The 17,725-nt window shown below is 71.4% G+C and carries 15 protein-coding genes; 10 read left to right on the top strand and 5 right to left on the bottom strand.

Annotation, left to right across the window (positions count from 1 at the left end; all coding sequences use genetic code 11):
• Positions 1–113: 113 nt before the first annotated feature.
• From ACWDY5_RS08195 to ACWDY5_RS08185, 3 genes are read right to left on the bottom strand one after another with little or no spacing between them, the layout of a single operon-like run.
• Entirely contained in the window at positions 114–425 is a 312-nt protein-coding gene (locus ACWDY5_RS08195) for a hypothetical protein (RefSeq protein ID WP_449721560.1), read from the bottom strand.
• Positions 422–1,474, bottom strand: coding sequence for a serpin family protein (locus ACWDY5_RS08190; protein WP_449721559.1), 1,053 nt, complete (start codon positions 1,472–1,474; stop codon positions 422–424). Before ACWDY5_RS08190 ends, ACWDY5_RS08195 begins: the two co-directional genes overlap by 4 nt.
• A 37-nt stretch (positions 1,475–1,511) precedes the next feature.
• A complete protein-coding gene (locus ACWDY5_RS08185; RefSeq protein WP_449721558.1) occupies positions 1,512–3,137 on the bottom strand; it encodes an FAD-binding oxidoreductase in 1,626 nt (541 codons plus the stop codon).
• A gap of 160 nt (positions 3,138–3,297) precedes the next feature.
• Here ACWDY5_RS08185 and ruvC point away from each other — a divergent pair, with 160 nt between their 5' ends.
• From ruvC to ACWDY5_RS08135, 10 genes are all read left to right on the top strand, one after another.
• Complete coding sequence (gene ruvC / locus ACWDY5_RS08180) at positions 3,298–3,888, top strand: crossover junction endodeoxyribonuclease RuvC (RefSeq protein WP_449721557.1); 591 nt, start codon at positions 3,298–3,300, stop codon at positions 3,886–3,888.
• 4 nt (positions 3,889–3,892) lie between these two features.
• Positions 3,893–4,489: a Holliday junction branch migration protein RuvA gene (ruvA, locus tag ACWDY5_RS08175; RefSeq protein ID WP_449721556.1), complete on the top strand. Its 597-nt coding sequence runs from the start codon at positions 3,893–3,895 to the stop codon at positions 4,487–4,489.
• A gap of 27 nt (positions 4,490–4,516) precedes the next feature.
• Positions 4,517–5,548, top strand: coding sequence for a Holliday junction branch migration DNA helicase RuvB (gene ruvB / locus ACWDY5_RS08170; protein ID WP_449721710.1), 1,032 nt, complete (start codon positions 4,517–4,519; stop codon positions 5,546–5,548).
• A 129-nt stretch (positions 5,549–5,677) separates the two neighbouring features.
• Positions 5,678–6,028 (top strand): preprotein translocase subunit YajC, encoded by a 351-nt coding sequence (gene yajC / locus ACWDY5_RS08165; protein ID WP_449721555.1) that lies wholly within the window; start codon positions 5,678–5,680, stop codon positions 6,026–6,028.
• 170 nt (positions 6,029–6,198) lie between these two features.
• Positions 6,199–7,902 carry a protein translocase subunit SecD gene (gene secD / locus ACWDY5_RS08160; protein ID WP_449721554.1) on the top strand — a complete coding sequence of 568 codons (1,704 nt, stop codon included), beginning with the start codon at positions 6,199–6,201 and terminating at the stop codon, positions 7,900–7,902.
• 1 nt (position 7,903) lies between these two features.
• Complete coding sequence (gene secF, locus ACWDY5_RS08155; protein WP_449721553.1) at positions 7,904–9,166, top strand: protein translocase subunit SecF; 1,263 nt, start codon at positions 7,904–7,906, stop codon at positions 9,164–9,166.
• 53 nt (positions 9,167–9,219) lie between these two features.
• Entirely contained in the window at positions 9,220–9,780 is a 561-nt protein-coding gene (locus ACWDY5_RS08150; protein WP_449721709.1) for an adenine phosphoribosyltransferase, read from the top strand.
• 192 nt (positions 9,781–9,972) lie between these two features.
• Complete coding sequence (locus tag ACWDY5_RS08145) at positions 9,973–10,146, top strand: hypothetical protein (RefSeq protein ID WP_449721552.1); 174 nt, start codon at positions 9,973–9,975, stop codon at positions 10,144–10,146.
• A gap of 121 nt (positions 10,147–10,267) precedes the next feature.
• Complete coding sequence (locus tag ACWDY5_RS08140) at positions 10,268–11,185, top strand: FKBP-type peptidyl-prolyl cis-trans isomerase (RefSeq protein ID WP_449721551.1); 918 nt, start codon at positions 10,268–10,270, stop codon at positions 11,183–11,185.
• 211 nt (positions 11,186–11,396) lie between these two features.
• The gene (locus tag ACWDY5_RS08135) at positions 11,397–13,691 is read left to right on the top strand and encodes a RelA/SpoT family protein (protein WP_449721550.1); all 2,295 of its coding nucleotides are present in this window, start codon (positions 11,397–11,399) and stop codon (positions 13,689–13,691) included.
• A gap of 8 nt (positions 13,692–13,699) precedes the next feature.
• On the opposite strand, the gene ACWDY5_RS08130 is transcribed toward ACWDY5_RS08135, so the two are convergent.
• Both ACWDY5_RS08130 and ACWDY5_RS08125 read right to left on the bottom strand, forming a co-directional pair.
• Complete coding sequence (locus ACWDY5_RS08130) at positions 13,700–14,497, bottom strand: FkbM family methyltransferase (RefSeq protein WP_449721549.1); 798 nt, start codon at positions 14,495–14,497, stop codon at positions 13,700–13,702.
• A gap of 49 nt (positions 14,498–14,546) precedes the next feature.
• Positions 14,547–17,354, bottom strand: a complete 2,808-nt coding sequence (locus ACWDY5_RS08125; RefSeq protein WP_449721548.1) for a LamG-like jellyroll fold domain-containing protein — start codon at positions 17,352–17,354, stop codon at positions 14,547–14,549.
• Positions 17,355–17,725: the final 371 nt, after the last annotated feature.

The raw sequence follows: 17,725 nt of genomic DNA, 5'->3' as shown, positions 1-17,725 counted from the left end.
TCCCGGCGGGCTCCGTGACGGTGGACGTTTCAACGTAGCGTGCCGCCGTTTCCGGGGTTCACCGATTCCCCCGGACTTCGCTTTTCCTGATGCCGCCTTGCCCGAGCGCGCGGTCAGCTCCGCCCGAACCGCCACCAGCGCCGGGCCGGGCGGTCGTAGTGCGCACGCGCGGCGGCCAGCGCGGACTCGTAGGAGTGCTCGGCCAGGCTGAAGACGAACACGGTGTCCTCGCGCACCAGGTACTGCACCGGCCCGCCGTAGCCGCCGGAGGTGTAGACCAGCAGCCACTCCTCATACGGCGAGAAGTGCCAGCCGGCGAAGGTGTCCGCGGTGTCGGTGGACCAGCCCAGCGGTGCGGACCTGGTGGCGTGCCGGGCCAGTGCCACGCAGGCCCGCCGTTTGACCTCCGGGTCGATCTCGGTCACGGTCGCACCACTCTGGCCAGGAAGTAGGGCGCGCCGGTGCCCTGGTGCCGCACCAGGAACAGGAACGGCCGGTCCACCCGGATCTCCAGTGGCGGCGGCGGTTCCAGCTCCAGGGACACCGCCCCGACCAGCATCGCGGTCACCGCCGCGCCTTCCAGGCCGTTCTCGTCGACTTCCAGGACCGCCTGGTGCAGCGCCGCGGTCACCGCGACCCGTGCCGCGGTGAGCCCGCCCAGGTCGGCGTCCTCGCTGAACACCGTGCGCACGCCCAGTTCTTCCAGCGGCGCGGCCAGCTCCACCCGCGACTCGACCCGGAACCGGGGCAGGTACAGCTCGATCTGCCGGAACTCTCCTGGCCCGGTCAGCTCCGCCAGCAGCGCCGCGTCCAGGGGCGTCTCGTCCAGGTCGCCGTCGGGCAGCAGCACCACGGCTTCGACGCCGCCGTCGGCGGGCAGCGCCACCGACTGCCAGCCGCCGGCGGCCACGTGCTTGGACTTGCCGGCCCGGCTCATCGTCGGCACCGCGACCGTCCCGTCCGGCGCGTGGAAGGGCAGGTCCTCGGTCGCCCCGTCCCGGAACGGCAGGTTCCAGCCGACCTTGAGGTAGAGCGCGTTCACCAGCGCCACCACGGTCTCCGGCGTGATCGCCCCCTGCGGCACCGCCTCCGGGATCAACCCCCTGGTCGTCTCGGCGACATCGGCGTTGATCACCCCGCGGGCGGACTCCGGATCGGCCCGCAGGGCCAGCTCGCGCACCGCGGCCCCCGGCCAGCCGCCCAGGGTGTCGGTGAACTCCGGCCGCACCGTGACCTCGCGGTCCACCCACAGCGTGTTGGCCACCGCGAGCTCCCCGGCCCACAGCTGCCCGGCCTCGCCGAACCGGGCGGCCAGCTCGGCTGGATCTCCCACCAGCGCGACGATTTCCGCCCGGCCGGGCCCCCGCGCGGCCTCGGCGAGCAGGCCGAGCGCGGTGGCCACGGAGTAGGGGGAGGAGCAGGCGTTGGCGGATCCGGTCAGCGCCCGATGCAGGGCCAGCGTGAACTCGTGCACCTCGCCCACGCTAGCCGGGACCGGGGGCGGCCGCGGGTCACGGCAGGCGGATGGACAGGGTGTGGTGGAAGACGTTCCTCGGGTCCCACTTCGCCTTGACCTGCTGCAAACGCGGGTAGTTGCCCTTGTAGAACAGCTCGTGCCACGGCACGCCGGAGGTGTTCCACGCCGGATCGGCCATGTCGATGTCCGGGTAGTTGATGTAGCAGCCGTCGTTGGCCGCGTTGGGCGCCGGGACGCCGCCGGTGTCGGCGTAGAGCTCGCGGAAGTACTCGCGGAGGCGGCGGATCTCGGTCTCCTCGTCCTTGGGGTCGGGCCAGTAGGTGATGAAGGTGGCCTTGAGGATGGAGTCCCGCTGCGCCATCGCGGTGGCCGAGGGGGCGACGGTGTTGACCTTGCCGCCGAAGGACAACAGCCACAGCAGCGGCGGGGGCGTGGTGCCCTCGGGGACCTTCACCGCGGTGATGTGCCGGTAGGAGATCCGGGCCTGCTCGTCGGTGTAGCGCTTGCGCAGGTAGGCCGACTTCTGCTTGTACCGCCCCGACTCCTGGTTGGTGCCCGAGGACAGCGCGCTGGTCAGCCAGGTCTGGCGTTCCGGCGGGGTGACGAACACGCCCTTGTCCACCCCGGCGGTGACCGCGGCGAAGTACTCGGCCAGCAACTTCTCCGCGTTCGGCACCCCGGCGTCGATCTGGCCGGCGATGATGAAGCCCTGCGGGTTGGGGCCCTCCACCGGCGGCGGCACCAGGAACGCCGACCACAGGCCGGTGAACGGGGAGTCCGGGGCGCTGTGGCGTTCCAGGAACTCGCCGTAGTTGCGCATCAGCCGGACGAAGCGGTCCTCGTCGATGTCCTTCCAGCCGCAGATCGCCACGCTGGTCACCACCTCCGCCGGCGGGCGCGGCAGCAGCTTGGTCGGATCGTCGCCCTTGGCCTTCGGATCGCGCATCCAGTAGCGGGTGACCACGCCGAAGTTGCCGCCGCCGCCACCGGTGTGCGCCCACCACAGCTCGCGGTTGGGGTCGCCGGGCTCCCGGGTGGCCACCACCGCGCGGGCGGTGCCGTCCTTGTCCACCACCACGACCTCGACCGCGTACAGGTAGTCCACGGTCACGCCCAGCCGCCGGGACTGCGGGCCGTAGCCGCCGCCCTGGATGTGCCCGCCCACGCCGACCTCGCCGCACTCCCCGCCGGGCAGCGTGACACCCCAGCCCAGGTACAGCGTCTTGTACACCTCGCGCAGGGTCGCGCCGGCCTCGATGGCGAAGGCGCCGCGGCGCTGGTCGAAGTACACGTCGTTGAACTGCGACAGGTCGATGATGACCTGCGCGCCCTCGCCGACGGAGTTCTCGCAGGAGTGGCCGCCGCCGCGCACGGTGATCCGCTTGCCCGCGCGCACCGCCTCCTGCACCGCGCGCACCACCTGCTCGGTGGAGCCGACCAGCTGGAAGGCCTCCGGCGCCGGGCGGAACCGGGTGTTCACGCCCTTGATCTGCAAGTCCCGGTAGCGCGGGTCGCCGGGACGCACGGTCACCGGGCCCAGCGGCGGATGACCGGCCCCGGCCGCCGCCTCGGGCGCTGCCGAGGCCACGCCGGAGGTGACCGCCAGCCCGCCGAGGGCCGCGGTCCCGGCCAGGAAGCCGCGCCTGCTGACATCATTCATTCCAGAACCCCCAAGAGATTCAATGCGATCGCATTGCGAAACCGACGGTACCCACTCCGGCGGGTGACTGTCCACGTTTTCGCGTGTCACCCACCCGGGTAAGTCGCCCGCCCTCTAGGGTTCGAACGAGTGTTCGCCAGTTGATCGGGAGTTGGTCTGCGTGCGCGTGCTGGGAGTGGACCCCGGCCTGACCCGCTGCGGCATCGCCGTGGTCGACGGCGGCACCGGCCGCAGCGTCCGCGCGATCGCCGTGGACGTGGTCCGCACCCCGGTCGACGCCCCCCTCGCGGTGCGGCTGCTGCAGATCGCCGACGCCGCCGAGCTGTGGCTGGAGCGCTACCGGCCGGACGTCATCGCGGTGGAACGGGTCTTCAGCCAGCACAACGTGCGCACCGCCATGGGCACCGCCCAGGCAGGCGGGGTGATCGCGCTGTGCGCGGCCCGGCGCGACCTGCCGGTGGCCTTCCACACCCCCAGCGAGATGAAGGCCGCGCTCACCGGCTCCGGCCGCGCGGACAAGGCCCAGGTCACCGCCATGGTCACCAAGGTGCTCGGGCTGGCCGAGGCGCCCAAGCCCGCCGACGCCGCCGACGCCCTGGGCCTGGCCATCTGCCACATCTGGCGCGCGCCCATGCAGTCCAGGCTGGCCGAGGCCCAGGCCAGGGCCGCCCAGCTCGCCCAGGCGCACAAGGCCCGGCTCGCCGCCGCGGCCAGGACGGCGGCCAAGCCCGCCCGGACAAGGAACAAGTGATCACGTGATTTCCTCGGTACGCGGCCAGGTGCTCTCCATCAGCCTCGACCACGTCGTCATCGAGGTCGGCGGCGTCGGCCTGGCCGTGCGCACCACCCCCGCCACCCTGGCCACCCTGCGCCGCGGCGAAGAAGCCCGGCTGTCCACCACGCTGGTCGTGCGCGAGGACTCCCTCACCCTCTTCGGCTTCGCCACCGACGAGGCCCGCGAGCTCTTCGGCCTGCTGCAGACCGTCACCGGCGTCGGCCCCAAGCTCGCGCTGGCCGTGCTGGCCGTGCTGGAGCCGGACAAGCTGTGCGCCGCGCTGGCCGAGGGCAACATCACCGTGCTCACCCAGGTCCCCGGCGTCGGCCGCAAGGGCGCCGAACGCCTGGTCATCGAGCTGCGGGACAAGGTCGGCGCGCTGATCCCCAGCGGCAGCCCCGAACTGCCCGGCCTGGACCACGACCACGTCCGCGCCCAGGTGGTGGAGGCGCTGCTGGGACTGGGCTTCCCGGCCAAACAGGCCGAGGGCGCGGTGGAGGCGGTGCTCGCCGACGGCGGCGGGGACACCGCGACCGTGCTGCGCAAGGCCCTGGCCGGACTCGGGCGCAAGAAGTAGGGGAGCGCGGTGTACGAAGACGACGCGGTGTTCGTGGGCGAGGCCGAGGAGGACACCCCCCTCTCGCCCTACGCCGGCACCGGCGAACGCGAGGACGAGACCGGGCTGCGGCCCAGGAACCTGACCGAGTTCGTCGGCCAGGGCCGGGTCCGCGAACAGCTCGAACTGGTCCTCGGCGGCGCCATGCGGCGCGGCTCCCCACCCGACCACGTGCTGCTCTCCGGCCCGCCCGGACTCGGCAAGACCAGCCTCGCCATGATCATCGCCGCCGAGCTGGGCGCCGCGCTGCGGATCACCTCCGGCCCCGCCCTGGAACGCGCCGGCGACCTGGCCGCGATGCTGTCCAACCTGGCCGAGGGCGACGTGCTGTTCATCGACGAGATCCACCGCATCGCCCGCCCCGCCGAGGAGATGCTCTACCTGGCCATGGAGGACTTCCGGGTCGACGTGGTGGTCGGCAAGGGCCCCGGCGCCACCAGCATCCCCCTGGACATCGCCCCGTTCACCCTGGTCGGCGCCACCACCCGGTCCGGCTCGCTGACCGGCCCGCTGCGCGACCGCTTCGGCTTCACCGCGCACATGGAGTTCTACGTCCCCGGCGAGCTGGAGCTCATCCTCAAACGCTCCGCGACCATCCTCGGCGTCGACCTGCGCCCCGACGGCGCGGTGGAGATCGCCGGGCGCTCCCGCGGCACCCCGCGCATCGCCAACCGGCTGCTGCGCCGGGTCCGCGACTACGCCGAGGTCCGCGCCGACGGGGCCGTGACCAGGGACATCGCCATGGCCGCGCTCCAGGTCTACGACGTCGACGAGCTCGGCCTGGACCGCCTGGATCGTGCCGTTCTGGGTGCTTTGGTGCGGTCGTTTGGAGGCGGCCCGGTCGGGGTGTCTACCCTGGCCGTGGCGGTGGGTGAGGAGCCGACCACCGTCGAGGAGGTCTGCGAGCCGTACCTGGTGCGGGCCGGCATGCTCGCGCGAACACCGCGCGGGCGGGTCGCTACCGTGTCCGCGTGGCGCCACCTCGGGCTCGAACCCCCGCCCCAGGCTCCCGGCGAGTGACACCTGGCACACTCGTACCCGCATACCCGAACAAAACCGGATGTCAGGCCACCAGGGCCGGCCTCCGCCGAACGGAGAATGATGGACCCGTCATTTATCTTCCCGCTCCTCATTGTCGGGCTCGGGGTCATGATGTTCCTGAGCGTCCGCAAGCAGAAGAGGGCCATCCAGGAACAGCAGTCGCTGCAGAGCTCGCTCGCGCCTGGTGACCGGGTCATGACTACCTCCGGTCTGTACGCGACGGTGGTCGACGCCGAGGACGACACCACCATCAAGCTGGAGATCGCCCCCGGGGTGACCACCGAGTGGGTGCGCGCCGCGGTGCGCGAGAAGGTCAAGGACCTGCACGAGGAGGAGATCGAGGTCGACGAGGAGGAGCTCCCCGCGACTCCCGCCGCCGAGAAGGTCTCGGCCGACAAGGCCAACGAGAGCAAGGCCGAGGTCGCCCCGCCCCTTGAGCAGGGCAAGAACAACCGGTAAGACGCTAACGCCAGGATTTCCTGGCGCGCTAGGCTCTGGCGCCCCCGCGTGCAGCGTGGCGGGGGCGCACCGCCCTGCCTCGCCCGATGCGGACAGAGCGGTCCACATCCACTGACCATCGGCAACGGGTCCACCGCACGGCCCCGTTGGCTTGAGGAGACCGACGTACCGTGGCACCTCCGGCTGGGCATGTACGCCCGTGGCGAAACCTCGCCGCCTTCGGACTGATCGTTGTCGTGCTGTACTCGCTGGTGTTCTTCACCGGTGACGGGCAGGCCAAGCCGAAGCTGGGCATCGACCTGCAGGGCGGCACGCGGGTCACGCTGACCGCGCGGTCGGAGTCCGGCGCCCCGCCTTCCGCGGAGTCGCTCAACCTCGCCCGCGAGATCATCGACCGCCGCGTCAACGGCTCCGGCATCTCCGGCGCCGAGGTCGTGCAGGACGGCACCAACCTGGTCATCACGGTCCCCGGCAACAACCCGGACGAGGCCCGCAGCCTGGGCCGCACCGCGGTGCTCGGCTTCCGCGCGGTCATCGGCGCGGTCCCGGCGACCAACCAGCCCGCGCCCGGCACCCAGACCAGCGGCTCGAACCCGCCGCCGACCTCCGCGCCCGGCGCGGGCACCGGCACGCCGACCTCCGCGCCGAAGCCGCAGGGCCGGATCGCCCCCGCCCAGCAGCCCGCCGGTTCCGCCCAGCCGAGCAGCTCCTCCGCCGCGCCACCCAGCAGCGCGCCGAGCCAGCCCAAGGCCGGTCCCGAAGCCATCAAGCAGGCCAAGCAGCTCCGCCAGAACGAGGCGCTGCTGACCGACCAGCAGGCCCAGCAGATCGCCCTGGCCACCCTGGACTGCAAGGCCGCCGACCCGCTCACCGGCCTGGACGACCCGAAGCTGCCCCTGGTCACCTGTGACGAGAAGGGCACCGAGAAGCTGATCCTGAGCCCGGTGTTCCTCGACGGCAAGCAGATCTCCGACGCCAGCGCGCAGGCCAACTCCCAGGGCCCCGGCTTCGTGGTCACCCTGAACTTCCACGGCGACGGCGTGAAGACCTGGGCCGAGTTCACCTCCAAGAACGTCGGCAAGCGCGCCGCCTTCGTGCTCGACACCAAGGTCGTCTCCGCGCCCTCGATCAACGAGGCCATCGTCGGCGGCAGCACCCAGATCACCGGCCAGTTCACCCAGAACGAGGCCCAGCAGCTGGCCAACGCGCTCAAGTACGGCTCGCTGCCGCTGAACTTCGAGCAGTCGGAGTTCGAGACCGTCTCGGCCACCCTCGGCCTGGCCTCGCTGCAGGCCGGTCTCATCGCCGGCGCCATCGGCCTGGCCCTGGTGCTGCTGTACTGCCTGTTCTACTACCGGGCGCTGGGCATCCTCACCGCGCTCTCCCTGGTGCTCACCGGCCTGGTCGTCTTCGCGGTGCTGGTGCTGCTGGGCCGCTGGGTCGGCTTCACCCTGGACCTGGCCGGCGTCGCCGGGTTCATCATCGCCATCGGCATCACCGCCGACTCCTTCATCGTCTTCTTCGAAAGACTCAAGGACGAGGTGCGCGAGGGCCGCAGCTTCCGCTCCGCGGTGCCCCGCTCCTGGGTCCGCGCCCGCCGCACCATCCTCTCCGCCGACGCGGTCAGCTTCCTGGCCGCCGCGGTGCTCTACGTCCTGGCCGTCGGCCAGGTCAAGGGCTTCGCCTTCACCCTGGGCATGTCCACCGTGCTCGACCTGGTGATCGTGTTCCTGGTGACCCACCCGCTGGTCGCGCTGGCCTCGCACTCCAAGTTCCTCTCCCGCCCCGGCCTGTCCGGGCTCGGCGAGGCACAGCGGTTCAACGCGACCTACCGCAAGGCCGCCCCGGCCGGCGCAGCCGTGAAGGAGGCCTGAGATGGCTGAACAGAACGAGAGCGGAGCCGTGGTAGCCCCCGACCTGGAAAGCACCCAGCGGCCGAAGAAGAAGGAAGCCTTCTTCACCCGGCTCTACCTGGGCAACGGCGCGCTGGACATCGTCGGCAAGCGCAAGGTCTGGTACATCGCCACCACGCTGCTGTTCCTGATCTGCCTGGGCTCGATGGTGTTCAAGGGCTTCGAGCTGGGCATCGACTTCAAGGGCGGCACCAAGCTGTCCATGCCGACCTCCAGCGTCAGCGGCCCGGCCATCACCGACCAGCAGGTCAAGGACGTCTACCAGCAGACCCTGGGCAAGGAAGCCGCCTCGGTGCAGACCGCGGGCACCGGCACCAGCCAGACCATCCAGATCCGCTCCGAGGCGCTCAACGCCGAGCAGGTCACCAAGCTGCGCGACGCGCTGTTCACCCAGCTCAAGCCCAAGGACGTGAACGGGCAGAGCGTGCCGACGGTGATCAGCGACAGCGCCGTCTCCGGCTCCTGGGGCGGGGAGATCACCAACCAGGCGATCATCGCGCTGATCGTGTTCCTGGTGCTGGTCACGCTGTTCCTGATCTTCTACTTCGAGAAGTGGATGGCCGCGGCCGCGCTGGCCGCGCTGGCCTTCGACCTCATCGTCACCTCCGGCGTGTACTCCCTGGTCGGCTTCGAGGTCACCCCGGCCACCGTGATCGGCCTGCTCACCATCCTCGGCTTCTCGCTGTATGACACGGTGGTCGTCTTCGACAAGGTCAAGGAGAACACCCGCGGCCTGCTCGGCCTGACCCGGCGCACCTACGCCGAGGCCACCAACCTGGCGGTCAACCAGACCCTGGTGCGCTCGCTGAACACCTCGCTGATCGCGGTGCTGCCGGTGTTCGCGCTGCTGGCCATCGGCGTCGGCCTGCTCGGTGTGGGCACGCTCAAGGACCTCGCGCTGGTGCAGATGACCGGCATGATCTCGGGTGTCTTCTCCTCGATCTTCCTGGCCTCGCCGCTGCTGGTGACGCTGAAGCTGACCGAGCCGAAGTACCAGCAGCAGGCCCAGCGGGTCGCCGCGCGCCGGGCCAACCTGGCCCGCAAGGCCGAGGCGGCCGCGGTCGGCGAGACCTTCGAGCCGACCGACGAGGACAGCCTGGACGCCGAGCTGCGCCGCGAGCAGGCGATCAGCGCGGCCTCCGCCGTGCCCGGCCGCACCGCCAAGGCCAGCGACGCCCGCCGCGCCGCGCCCAAGGCCCGCCCGACCGGCAAGCGTGGCCGGTGACCGGAGCACAGCAGCCTGACCTCGCCGACGCCGTCAGCGGTGTCGGCGAGGCCATGGCCCAGGCCCAGCAGGCCGTGGTCAAGCAGCTGACCCTGGCCGGTGACCTCGAGGGCGCGCTGGACCTGATCAGGGACGTCCCCGACTTCCCGCGGCCCGGCGTGCTCTTCCGCGACCTCACCCCGATGCTGGCCGATCCGAAGGCACTCGGCGCGCTGGTCTACGGCCTGGCCGCGGCCTGCCCGCAGGCCGAGGTGGTGGCCGGCATCGAGGCCCGCGGGTTCCTGCTGGCCGCGCCGGTGGCCTACGGCTGCGGCGTCGGCGTGGTCCCGGTCCGCAAAGCCGGGAAACTGCCCTCGGTCGCGGCCAAGGTCAGCTACCAGCTGGAGTACGGCACCGCCGAGCTGGAGCTCGCCGAAGGCGCCATCCGGCCCGGCCAGCGGGTCGCGGTCATCGACGACGTGCTCGCCACCGGCGGCACCGCCGCGGCCACCTGTCAGCTGATCGAGCAGGCCGGGGGAGTGGTCGCCGGGATCGTGGTGGTCCTGGAGATCGCCGCCCTCAACGGCCGCGCCGCCCTGGAGGGCTACCAGGTCACCGCGCTGCGCACGGTCTGAACCACCCCGCACGACACCCCCAGCGGCGTCAGGGCTTCCCTGGCGCCGCTGGTGTGTGTCCGTGCCGTGACAGCCCGGAATGAGTGCACCTATAGACAATCCCAAGATCCCTCGTTCGGGCTAATCTGGAGACCTGTGGCACACCGAGCCGAGCCGCCACCGCCCGGCCACCACACCAACGGGGGATTCACTATGAACTCAACCGTCGTACGTCGAGTCGGCAGCGTGTTCACCGCCGCGATCGCCACCACCGCCCTGCTGTTCGTCCTCGGCGCGACCGAGAGCAAGGCAGGAGCCAGCGGCTGGTGCAAGGACGGCGTAAGCCAGGCCCTCACCGGCCTGGCCACCGACATCTGCCGGCGCTGACCACGCGGACGCCGACCGCCACCCGGCGTCCGCACACCCGAACAGCCCCGTCGCGCACCAGCGCGGCGGGGCTGCTCTCTTCGGTGGTGCCCCCGCCGCGGCGCCCTGGTTACGGTGCCTCGTGGCTCACTCACTGACGCGCAGAACACTGGTGCTGCTGGCCGTCGGCCTCACCACCGCCCTCGGGCTCGGCACCGCCACCGCGGCCGCCGGCCCCACGCACGGCCGTCCCTTCGTCGCGGGCGCCTTCGGCCACGAACCGGTCCTTCAGATCCCCTCCGCGGTCACCCCGTCCGCCACCCTGGACGTGCGCACCGCCATCCCCGGCCGCGGCCCGGCCGCAGCCAGGGGCGAGCTCCTCTTCGCGCACTACCTGCTCAAGGTGTGGCGCAACAACAAGCTCGTCGAGCACTCCTACGGCGGCGCCGCGCCCTTCGACGTGCCCCTCGGCGCCGGCAAGCTGATCAAGGGCTGGGATGAGGGCCTGCTCGGCGTGCGCGCGGGCAGCCGGGTGGTGCTGACCGTGCCGCCGGACTGGGGCTACGGCCCGCGCGGCGGCATCCCCGAGGCGGGCATCCTCAAGGACGACACCCTGGTCTTCGTCGTCGACGTCTACGGCACCTACCAGAGCGCCGCCTCCGCCGCGGGCAGGCCCGGCCGCCCCTACGACACCCGGCGGCTGCCCTCGGTCGAACGCGTCGACGGGCGCCAGCCCGCCATCACCATCCCCTCGGCGCAGCCGCCGCGGTGGCCGGAGTCCCGCACCCTGGTCGACGGCCGCGGCGCCCGGGTGTGGCCGGGGCAGACCGCGATCGTCCAGCACACCACCGTGGCCTGGCGCACCGGCGAGGTCGTGGACTCCTCCTGGCGCAAGGGCAAGCCCGCCGCCTTCACCCTGCGTCCCGGCAAGACCGCCGACGGCCTGATCGCCGGACTCGCCGGGGTCCGCGCCGGCAGCCGGGTGCTCCTGGTCGTGCCACCCGCCCAGGGCCAGACCGACACCCTGGTGCACGTGGTGGACGTGCTGGCCGCCCACTGACCGGGTGCGGTTCCGGTCACCGGCGCGCACACACGGTGACCGGGACCGCACACACGGCGAAAAATGATCGGTCCAGCGGTAACCCGGACGCTGTTCGTCGTGTCACTCTTCACGTTCGTCGAACACCCGCGCGTGCCGCTCGAGCTGTGGCGTTATCCTCGGTTACCGGGGTCGGTGGCCTCGGCACCCGAGGCAATCCGGGAGCGTGCACTTGAGCCAAGACGTCGAAGCCTCCGTAGTGGCGCAGCCGGCGCTCCCCGCGCCGCCGCCCTCAGCCACCCGGCGGGTGCGCGCACGGCTGGCCCGGCGGATCACCGCGCAGCGCGCCGCCCCGGTCAAACAGGTCCTCGAGCCCCTCGCGGCGGTGCACCGCGAACTGCACCCCAAGGCCGACCTCGCGCTGCTCCAGCACGCCTACGACGTCGCCGAGGACAAGCACCGGGAACAGCGCCGCAAGTCCGGCGACCCCTACATCACGCACCCGCTCGCGGTGGCCACCATCCTGGCCGAGCTCGGCATGGACACCATCACCCTGGTCGCCGCGCTGCTGCACGACACCGTCGAGGACACCGACTACTCCCTGGACGCCCTCAGCAAGGAGTTCGGCGACGAGGTCGCGCACCTGGTCGACGGCGTCACCAAGCTGGACAAGGTCAAGCTGGGCGCCGCCGCCGAGGCCGAGACCATCCGCAAGATGGTCATCGCCATGGCCCGCGACCCCCGGGTGCTGGTGATCAAGCTCGCCGACCGGCTGCACAACATGCGCACCATGCGCTTCCTGGCCCCGGAGAAGCAGGCCCGCAAGGCCCGCGAGACCCTGGAGGTGCTCGCCCCGCTGGCCCACCGCCTGGGCATGGCCACGGTCAAGTGGGAGCTGGAGGACCTGGCCTTCGCCATCCTGCAGCCCAAGAAGTACGACGAGATTGTCCGCCTGGTCGCCAACCGCGCGCCCAGCCGGGACAAGCACCTGCGCAAGGTCACCGACGAGCTCTCCGGGCACCTGGAGTCCGCGCGCATCCTGGCCAGGGTGGAAGGCCGCCCCAAGCACTACTACTCCATCCACCAGAAGATGATCGTCCGCGGCCGCGACTTCGACGACATCCACGACCTGGTCGGCGTGCGCATCCTGGTCGACGAGGTGCGCGACTGCTACGCCGCGATGGGCGTGGTGCACGCGCTCTGGCAGCCCATGCCCGGCCGGTTCAAGGACTACGTCGCCCAGCCCCGCTTCGGCGTCTACCAGTCCCTGCACACCACCGTGATCGGCCCCGACGGCAAACCCCTCGAGGTGCAGATCCGCACCTACGAGATGCACCGCACCGCCGAGTACGGCATCGCCGCGCACTGGCGCTACAAGGAGACCCGCGGCACCCACAAGGGCGTCGAGGTCGACGAGATGGCCTGGATGCGGCAGCTGCTGGACTGGCAGCGCGAGGCCGCCGACCCGGGCGAGTTCCTGGAGTCGCTGCGCTACGACCTCGCGGTCAAGGAGATCTTCGTCTTCACCCCCAAGGGCGACGTGGTCACCCTGCCCGCCGGCTCCACCCCGGTGGACTTCGCCTACGCGGTGCACACCGAGGTCGGGCACCGCTGCATCGGCGCCCGCGTCAACGGCCGCCTGGTCGCCCTCGAGCGCAAGCTGGAGAACGGCGAGGTCGTGGAGATCTTCACCTCCAAGGCCGAAGGGGCCGGGCCCAGCCGCGACTGGCTGCAGTTCGCGGCCAGCCCGCGCGCCAAGACCAAGATCAAGCAGTGGTTCGCCAAGGAACGCCGCGAAGAGGCCATCGAGGCCGGCAAGGACCAGATCGCCAAGGAGGTCCGCCGGGTCGGCCTGCCCATGCAGCGCCTGGTCTCCGCCGACTCGGTCACCGCGCTGGCCCGCGAGCTCCGCTACCTCGACGTCAGCTCCCTCTACGCCGCCGTCGGCGAGGGCCACGTCTCCGCCCGCCACCTGGTGCAGCGCCTGGTCGCCCTGCTCGGCGGGGTCGAGCACGCCGAGGAGGAGCTGGCCGACCGGGCCACCCCCTCCACCGTGCAGCGCCGCCGCGGCGTGGACGCCGGCGTGGTGGTCAAGGGCACCAGCGACGTGTGGGTCAAGCTCGCCCGCTGCTGCACCCCGGTGCCGGGCGATGAGATCCTCGGCTTCGTCACCCGCGGCGGCGGGGTCAGCGTGCACCGCACCGACTGCACCAACAGCGAGGAGCTCCAGGCCAGCCCGGAACGCCTCCTGGAGGTCGAATGGGCCCCCTCGGCGTCCTCGGTGTTCCTGGTCGCCATCCAGGTCGAGGCCCTGGACCGGCACCGGCTGCTCTCCGACATCACCAAGGTGCTCGCCGACGAACGGGTCAACATCCTCTCCGCCTCGGTGACCACCTCCCGGGACCGGGTCGCGGTGAGCCGGTTCGCCTTCGAGATGGGCGACCCGAAACACCTCGGCCACGTGCTCAAGGCGGTGCGCAACGTGGAGGGCGTCTACGACGTGTACCGGGTCACCTCGGCCAGCTGAGTCCAGGCCTAGCGGGCCGCGAACACCATGCCGATGTCGGCGGCCCGCTGCGCCGGATCCTGCTCGGCCCGGACGGTGAACCCGCGCGCGGTGAACACCTCGCTGATCCGGTCGCGGTTGGCCGCCCAGCCCTCGACCTCGACGACCGACTGCCGGATGAGCGGCCAGTGCCGGTCCTCGATGCCGTGCAGCACGTCCAGCTCGGCGCCCTCGACGTCGATCTTGAGCAGGTCGATCGCCTCGATGCCCTGCTCGTCGAGCACCGCGGACAGCGGCCGGACCCGCACCCGATGGGTCTCCAGCTCGCGCATCACCCGCAGCTTGCGGCCCACCAGGAAACGCAGCACCGGAGCGGGCACCCGGCGCAGCGCCGGCCCCATGCCGCCCTGCCGGATCATCTCCACCACGCTGGCGGTGACCCGCCGCCGCTCCTGCTCGATGTTGCCGGCGTCGCGCAGCGAGGAGGAGAAGATCGTCGCGGCCGGGAAGTAGCTGAAGTCGAGCTCGTGCTCGGCGGCGGCCAGACCGTAGGGCAGCGCGGTCAGCTTGCCGTCGAAGAACTCCTCGGCGTTGCGGGCCAGCGTCGCGTGCAGCGGCGGCATCGGCTCGAAGGCGAACAGCCGCACATCACCGCCCAGCCGCTCGTAGACGGCCGCGGCGAAGACGCCGATGTTGGCGCCCACGTCGAGCACGGTCGCCCCCGGCCGGAGATCGACCTCCGGGGTGAAGTAGCCGCGCACCTCCTCCCGCAGGAACGCGGCCTCCCACGAGTTGACGCAGTGCAGTTGGATCGTCTCCGTGCTCACGCGAGATCTCTAGCAGTCCCCGCCCCGGGAGTCCAGGCCGGCACCGCGCTCAGTTCACCGGCCTGGCCTGGTCCGCGGCCAGCTCGGCCGGGCTCAGCGCCCGGTCGTAGAGCCGCACCTCGTCGATCAGCCCGGCGAAGAACTCGTTGCGCCACACCGCGTTCCCGCCGATCCGCAACACCCCGTCCGACGCCGTCACCGACCCGGTCACGGCTTGGCTGGCCACCAGCGAGCCGTTGACGTAGAGCCGCACCACGCTGCCGTCGTAAGTCGCGCTCACATACGACCATTGGCCGGCCGGTAACGCCGTCGCGCTCGCGGTGTCCCGCTCCACTCCGCCGACCCTGGCCGCCGCGCCCGGACCACGTGACGGCGAACTGGCGTAGAGGCCGTAGCTGAGCCCGTTCGTGGTCTCCCGCAACGCGATCGTGCGCCACTGCGTGCTCGGCGCGCTCGGCTGCACCCAGGCGGAGAGGGTGAACCGGGCCGGGGACAGGCCGGCGTGGCTCGGCACGGTGACCCAGTCGTCGACCCCGTCGAAGCGCAGCGCCCGCCCGAACCTGCCGGTGGTCACCCACTGCGCGCCGGAGACCGTGCCGGTGCGGCCACTGCCGCTGTCATCGGCGGCGGTGCTCCCGCTGCCCGCGTCGAAGCCGTACTCGGCCAGGAGTCCACTGGCCCGGTAGCGGGCCGTGTAGGTGGTCGCGGTGGCGGGCGCGGTGACCACGTGGCTGTTCGCGCCGCCGTCGGACCAGGAGGTGAAACCAAAACTGGTGCCGGACAACGTCTGCGGACTGGGCGCGGACACCGAGTTCGCCGACCCGACGATCACCGTCCTGGTGAACGGGGTGACCTGGGTCCGGGAGAACGTGGTCAGCTGCAACCCCGGCGGATCGGAGGCGAAACTCAGCTGCACCGTCCGCGGATCCAGCCGCACCGAGCTGCTGGCCTCCCGCCCGCCGGAGTCCCGCGCGGTCAGCACCAGCTCCAGGAACGACGGGTACTCGTGGTCCGGCGCGAAGAACTCCCCACCGGCCACCCCGGTGAAGCTCTGCACCGGATGGGTGTGGCAGTTGCTCGGACAGTGGTGCAACACCAGCCGCCAGGTCAGTGCCGAGGCCGGTAACGGCCCGTCCTGCGGATCGGTGGCGCTGCCACTGAACGGGATCCGCTGCCCCACCTGCCACCGCAGCGCCGCCGTCGGAGTCGCGATCACCGGCACCGGGTCCTGCGGCGGCGGTTGTCCCACCGTCACCGTCACCGAGGTGGTGCCGGACAACCCGGCCGGATCGGTCACCCGCAGCCGCGCGGTCACCTGGCTGGCCTGACCGTAGGTCCAGCTGGGCCGGGGCAGCGTCGAGTCGTCATAGGCGCCGTCACCGTCGAGATCCCAGCCGTAGGTCAGCGCGCCGGCGTCCGGATCGGTGGACCGCGACCCGTCGAACCGCACCGTCAACGGCGCGGGCCCACTGGCCGGGCTCGCGGTCGCCACCGCCGTCGGCGCCCGGTTGCCCGCCGGATAGCTCAACCGCCGCAGCTCACCCGCCCCCAGCGCCAGGTAGAACATGTCCCCGCCCGGTCCGCGCAGGATCTGCACCGGAATCCGCACCCCGGTGGCGACGGTGACGATCCGCGCCGGATCCGGCAACCCGTTCGCCCCGGCCCGCATCGCCCACACACAACCGCGCGAGGAGTCCGCGAAGAACAACGCCCCCCGGTACTCCGCCGGATAAGCGCTGCCCTGCTCAAAAGCGAGCCCGGTCACCGAAGAGCTCCCGGTCGGACACCCGTCCCCGGCCACCACCGAACCGTCATGCCGATAGGCGTAATAGGGAGCCTGCTGCCCGGCCCCCGCGTAGAGCTGCTCACAGGAGTCCAGGTTCGCCCCGTCATAACCACCCTGCCGGGCCGTGCCCTCATAACAGGGCCAGCCGAAGTTCTCCGCGGTGGCATCAGCCGGATTGACCACCCGGTTGATCTCCTCCCAGGTGCCCCACCCGACATCGGCCACCCACAGCTCCGAAGTCCCCGGCCGCACCGTGAACCGGAACGGATTCCGCAACCCATAAGCGGTGACCCGCCGCGCATTCGGATCCGAACTCCCCGCGAACGGATTCCCCGGCAACCCAGCCCCGGTGTCCGGATCAATGCGGATCACCGACCCGTTCAACACCCGGGGCTGCCCAGCGGGCCGCCGCACCGCCTGCGCCCGCACCGCCCCACCCTGCGCCGCGGGCGGCGAGAGGCTGGATCCGGCGGCCCCAGGCGGATCCGCGCAAGGATTCTTGGTCTGCCCCCAGTCGGCATAGTTGAAGCCGGCCCCGTCACCGGCGCTCACATAGAGCGCCCCATCAGCCCCGAACCGCAGCTCACCCACGGTATGACTGGGGAACTGCTGACACCACGAAGTCAGCACCACCTGCTCGGTCCCGGTGTTCCCACTGGCCACCAGCCGGGACACCCGCCCCTGCACCACACACCCGTCCACGGTCGCCCCCGGCGGATCAGGACAGGTGTCCCCCCAAACCGGCGCCACACCCCCGGGAATGGCGTCATAGGTATAGGCGACGTACACGTGCGGTACCACCGGAAACCGCGGATGCAACGCCAATCCCAGCAATCCCCGGTCCCAGTAGTCCTGCACCTGGGTTCGCAGATCGGCGAACACGGTGGGCGTCGTATCCGCCAGCCCGTCGAACACGTTCACAATGCCGCGCTTCTCCGCGACAAAAACCCGCCCGTCCGCGGCGAAGGCCACATTCGTCGGCGCGTGCAATCCCGATAACGCGACGGAGTCGACAAATCCCGGCGGCGTGGCCGAGGCGGTCCCGGCGGGCAGTCCCACCAGACAGGTCAAGGTCAACAGGGCAGCGAGAAGCACGCGCAGCACAGACATCCGGGTCCCCAAGGCTCGCACCGACAAAGCGACCACCCGGCCCCCGCCCGCGGCCCCCAACAACTACCCTGCGCAACCGAGCCGTAGCAATCCGCCATCAGGGCAGCTCATCGGCCCAAGGTAAGCCGCCCCGAACGTCCGTTGTCACTATTACTTCAGTGTCGATCGAAATAAAGCTGACAAGCCGCAACCCATAAACCAGCCAGGAGAGCTCAAGCCCCGCCAAACGCCGCCGCGCCCTGCCTGCCGCGCCCCGCCCCGCCTTGCCGCGCCCCGCCACGCCTCTCCTGGTGCCCGGCCACAAAAAGAACGCCCGGCCGGGGGAAAAACCG

This window comes from Crossiella sp. NPDC003009 (genome assembly GCF_053591555.1).
The sequence above is the reverse complement of the archived record's forward strand: the minus strand, read 5'-3'. Positions and strand labels throughout refer to the sequence as shown.

Coding starts and splice junctions, on each gene's coding strand:
- ACWDY5_RS08185 (WP_449721558.1), bottom strand. CDS start 3,137: ATGAATGATGTCAGCAGGCGCGGCTTCCTGGCCGGGACCGCGGCCCTC.
- yajC (WP_449721555.1), top strand. CDS start 5,678: ATGATGTTCCTGAGCGTCCGCAAGCAGAAGAGGGCCATCCAGGAACAG.
- secF (WP_449721553.1), top strand. CDS start 7,904: ATGGCTGAACAGAACGAGAGCGGAGCCGTGGTAGCCCCCGACCTGGAA.
- ACWDY5_RS08150 (WP_449721709.1), top strand. CDS start 9,220: ATGGCCCAGGCCCAGCAGGCCGTGGTCAAGCAGCTGACCCTGGCCGGT.
- ACWDY5_RS08145 (WP_449721552.1), top strand. CDS start 9,973: ATGAACTCAACCGTCGTACGTCGAGTCGGCAGCGTGTTCACCGCCGCG.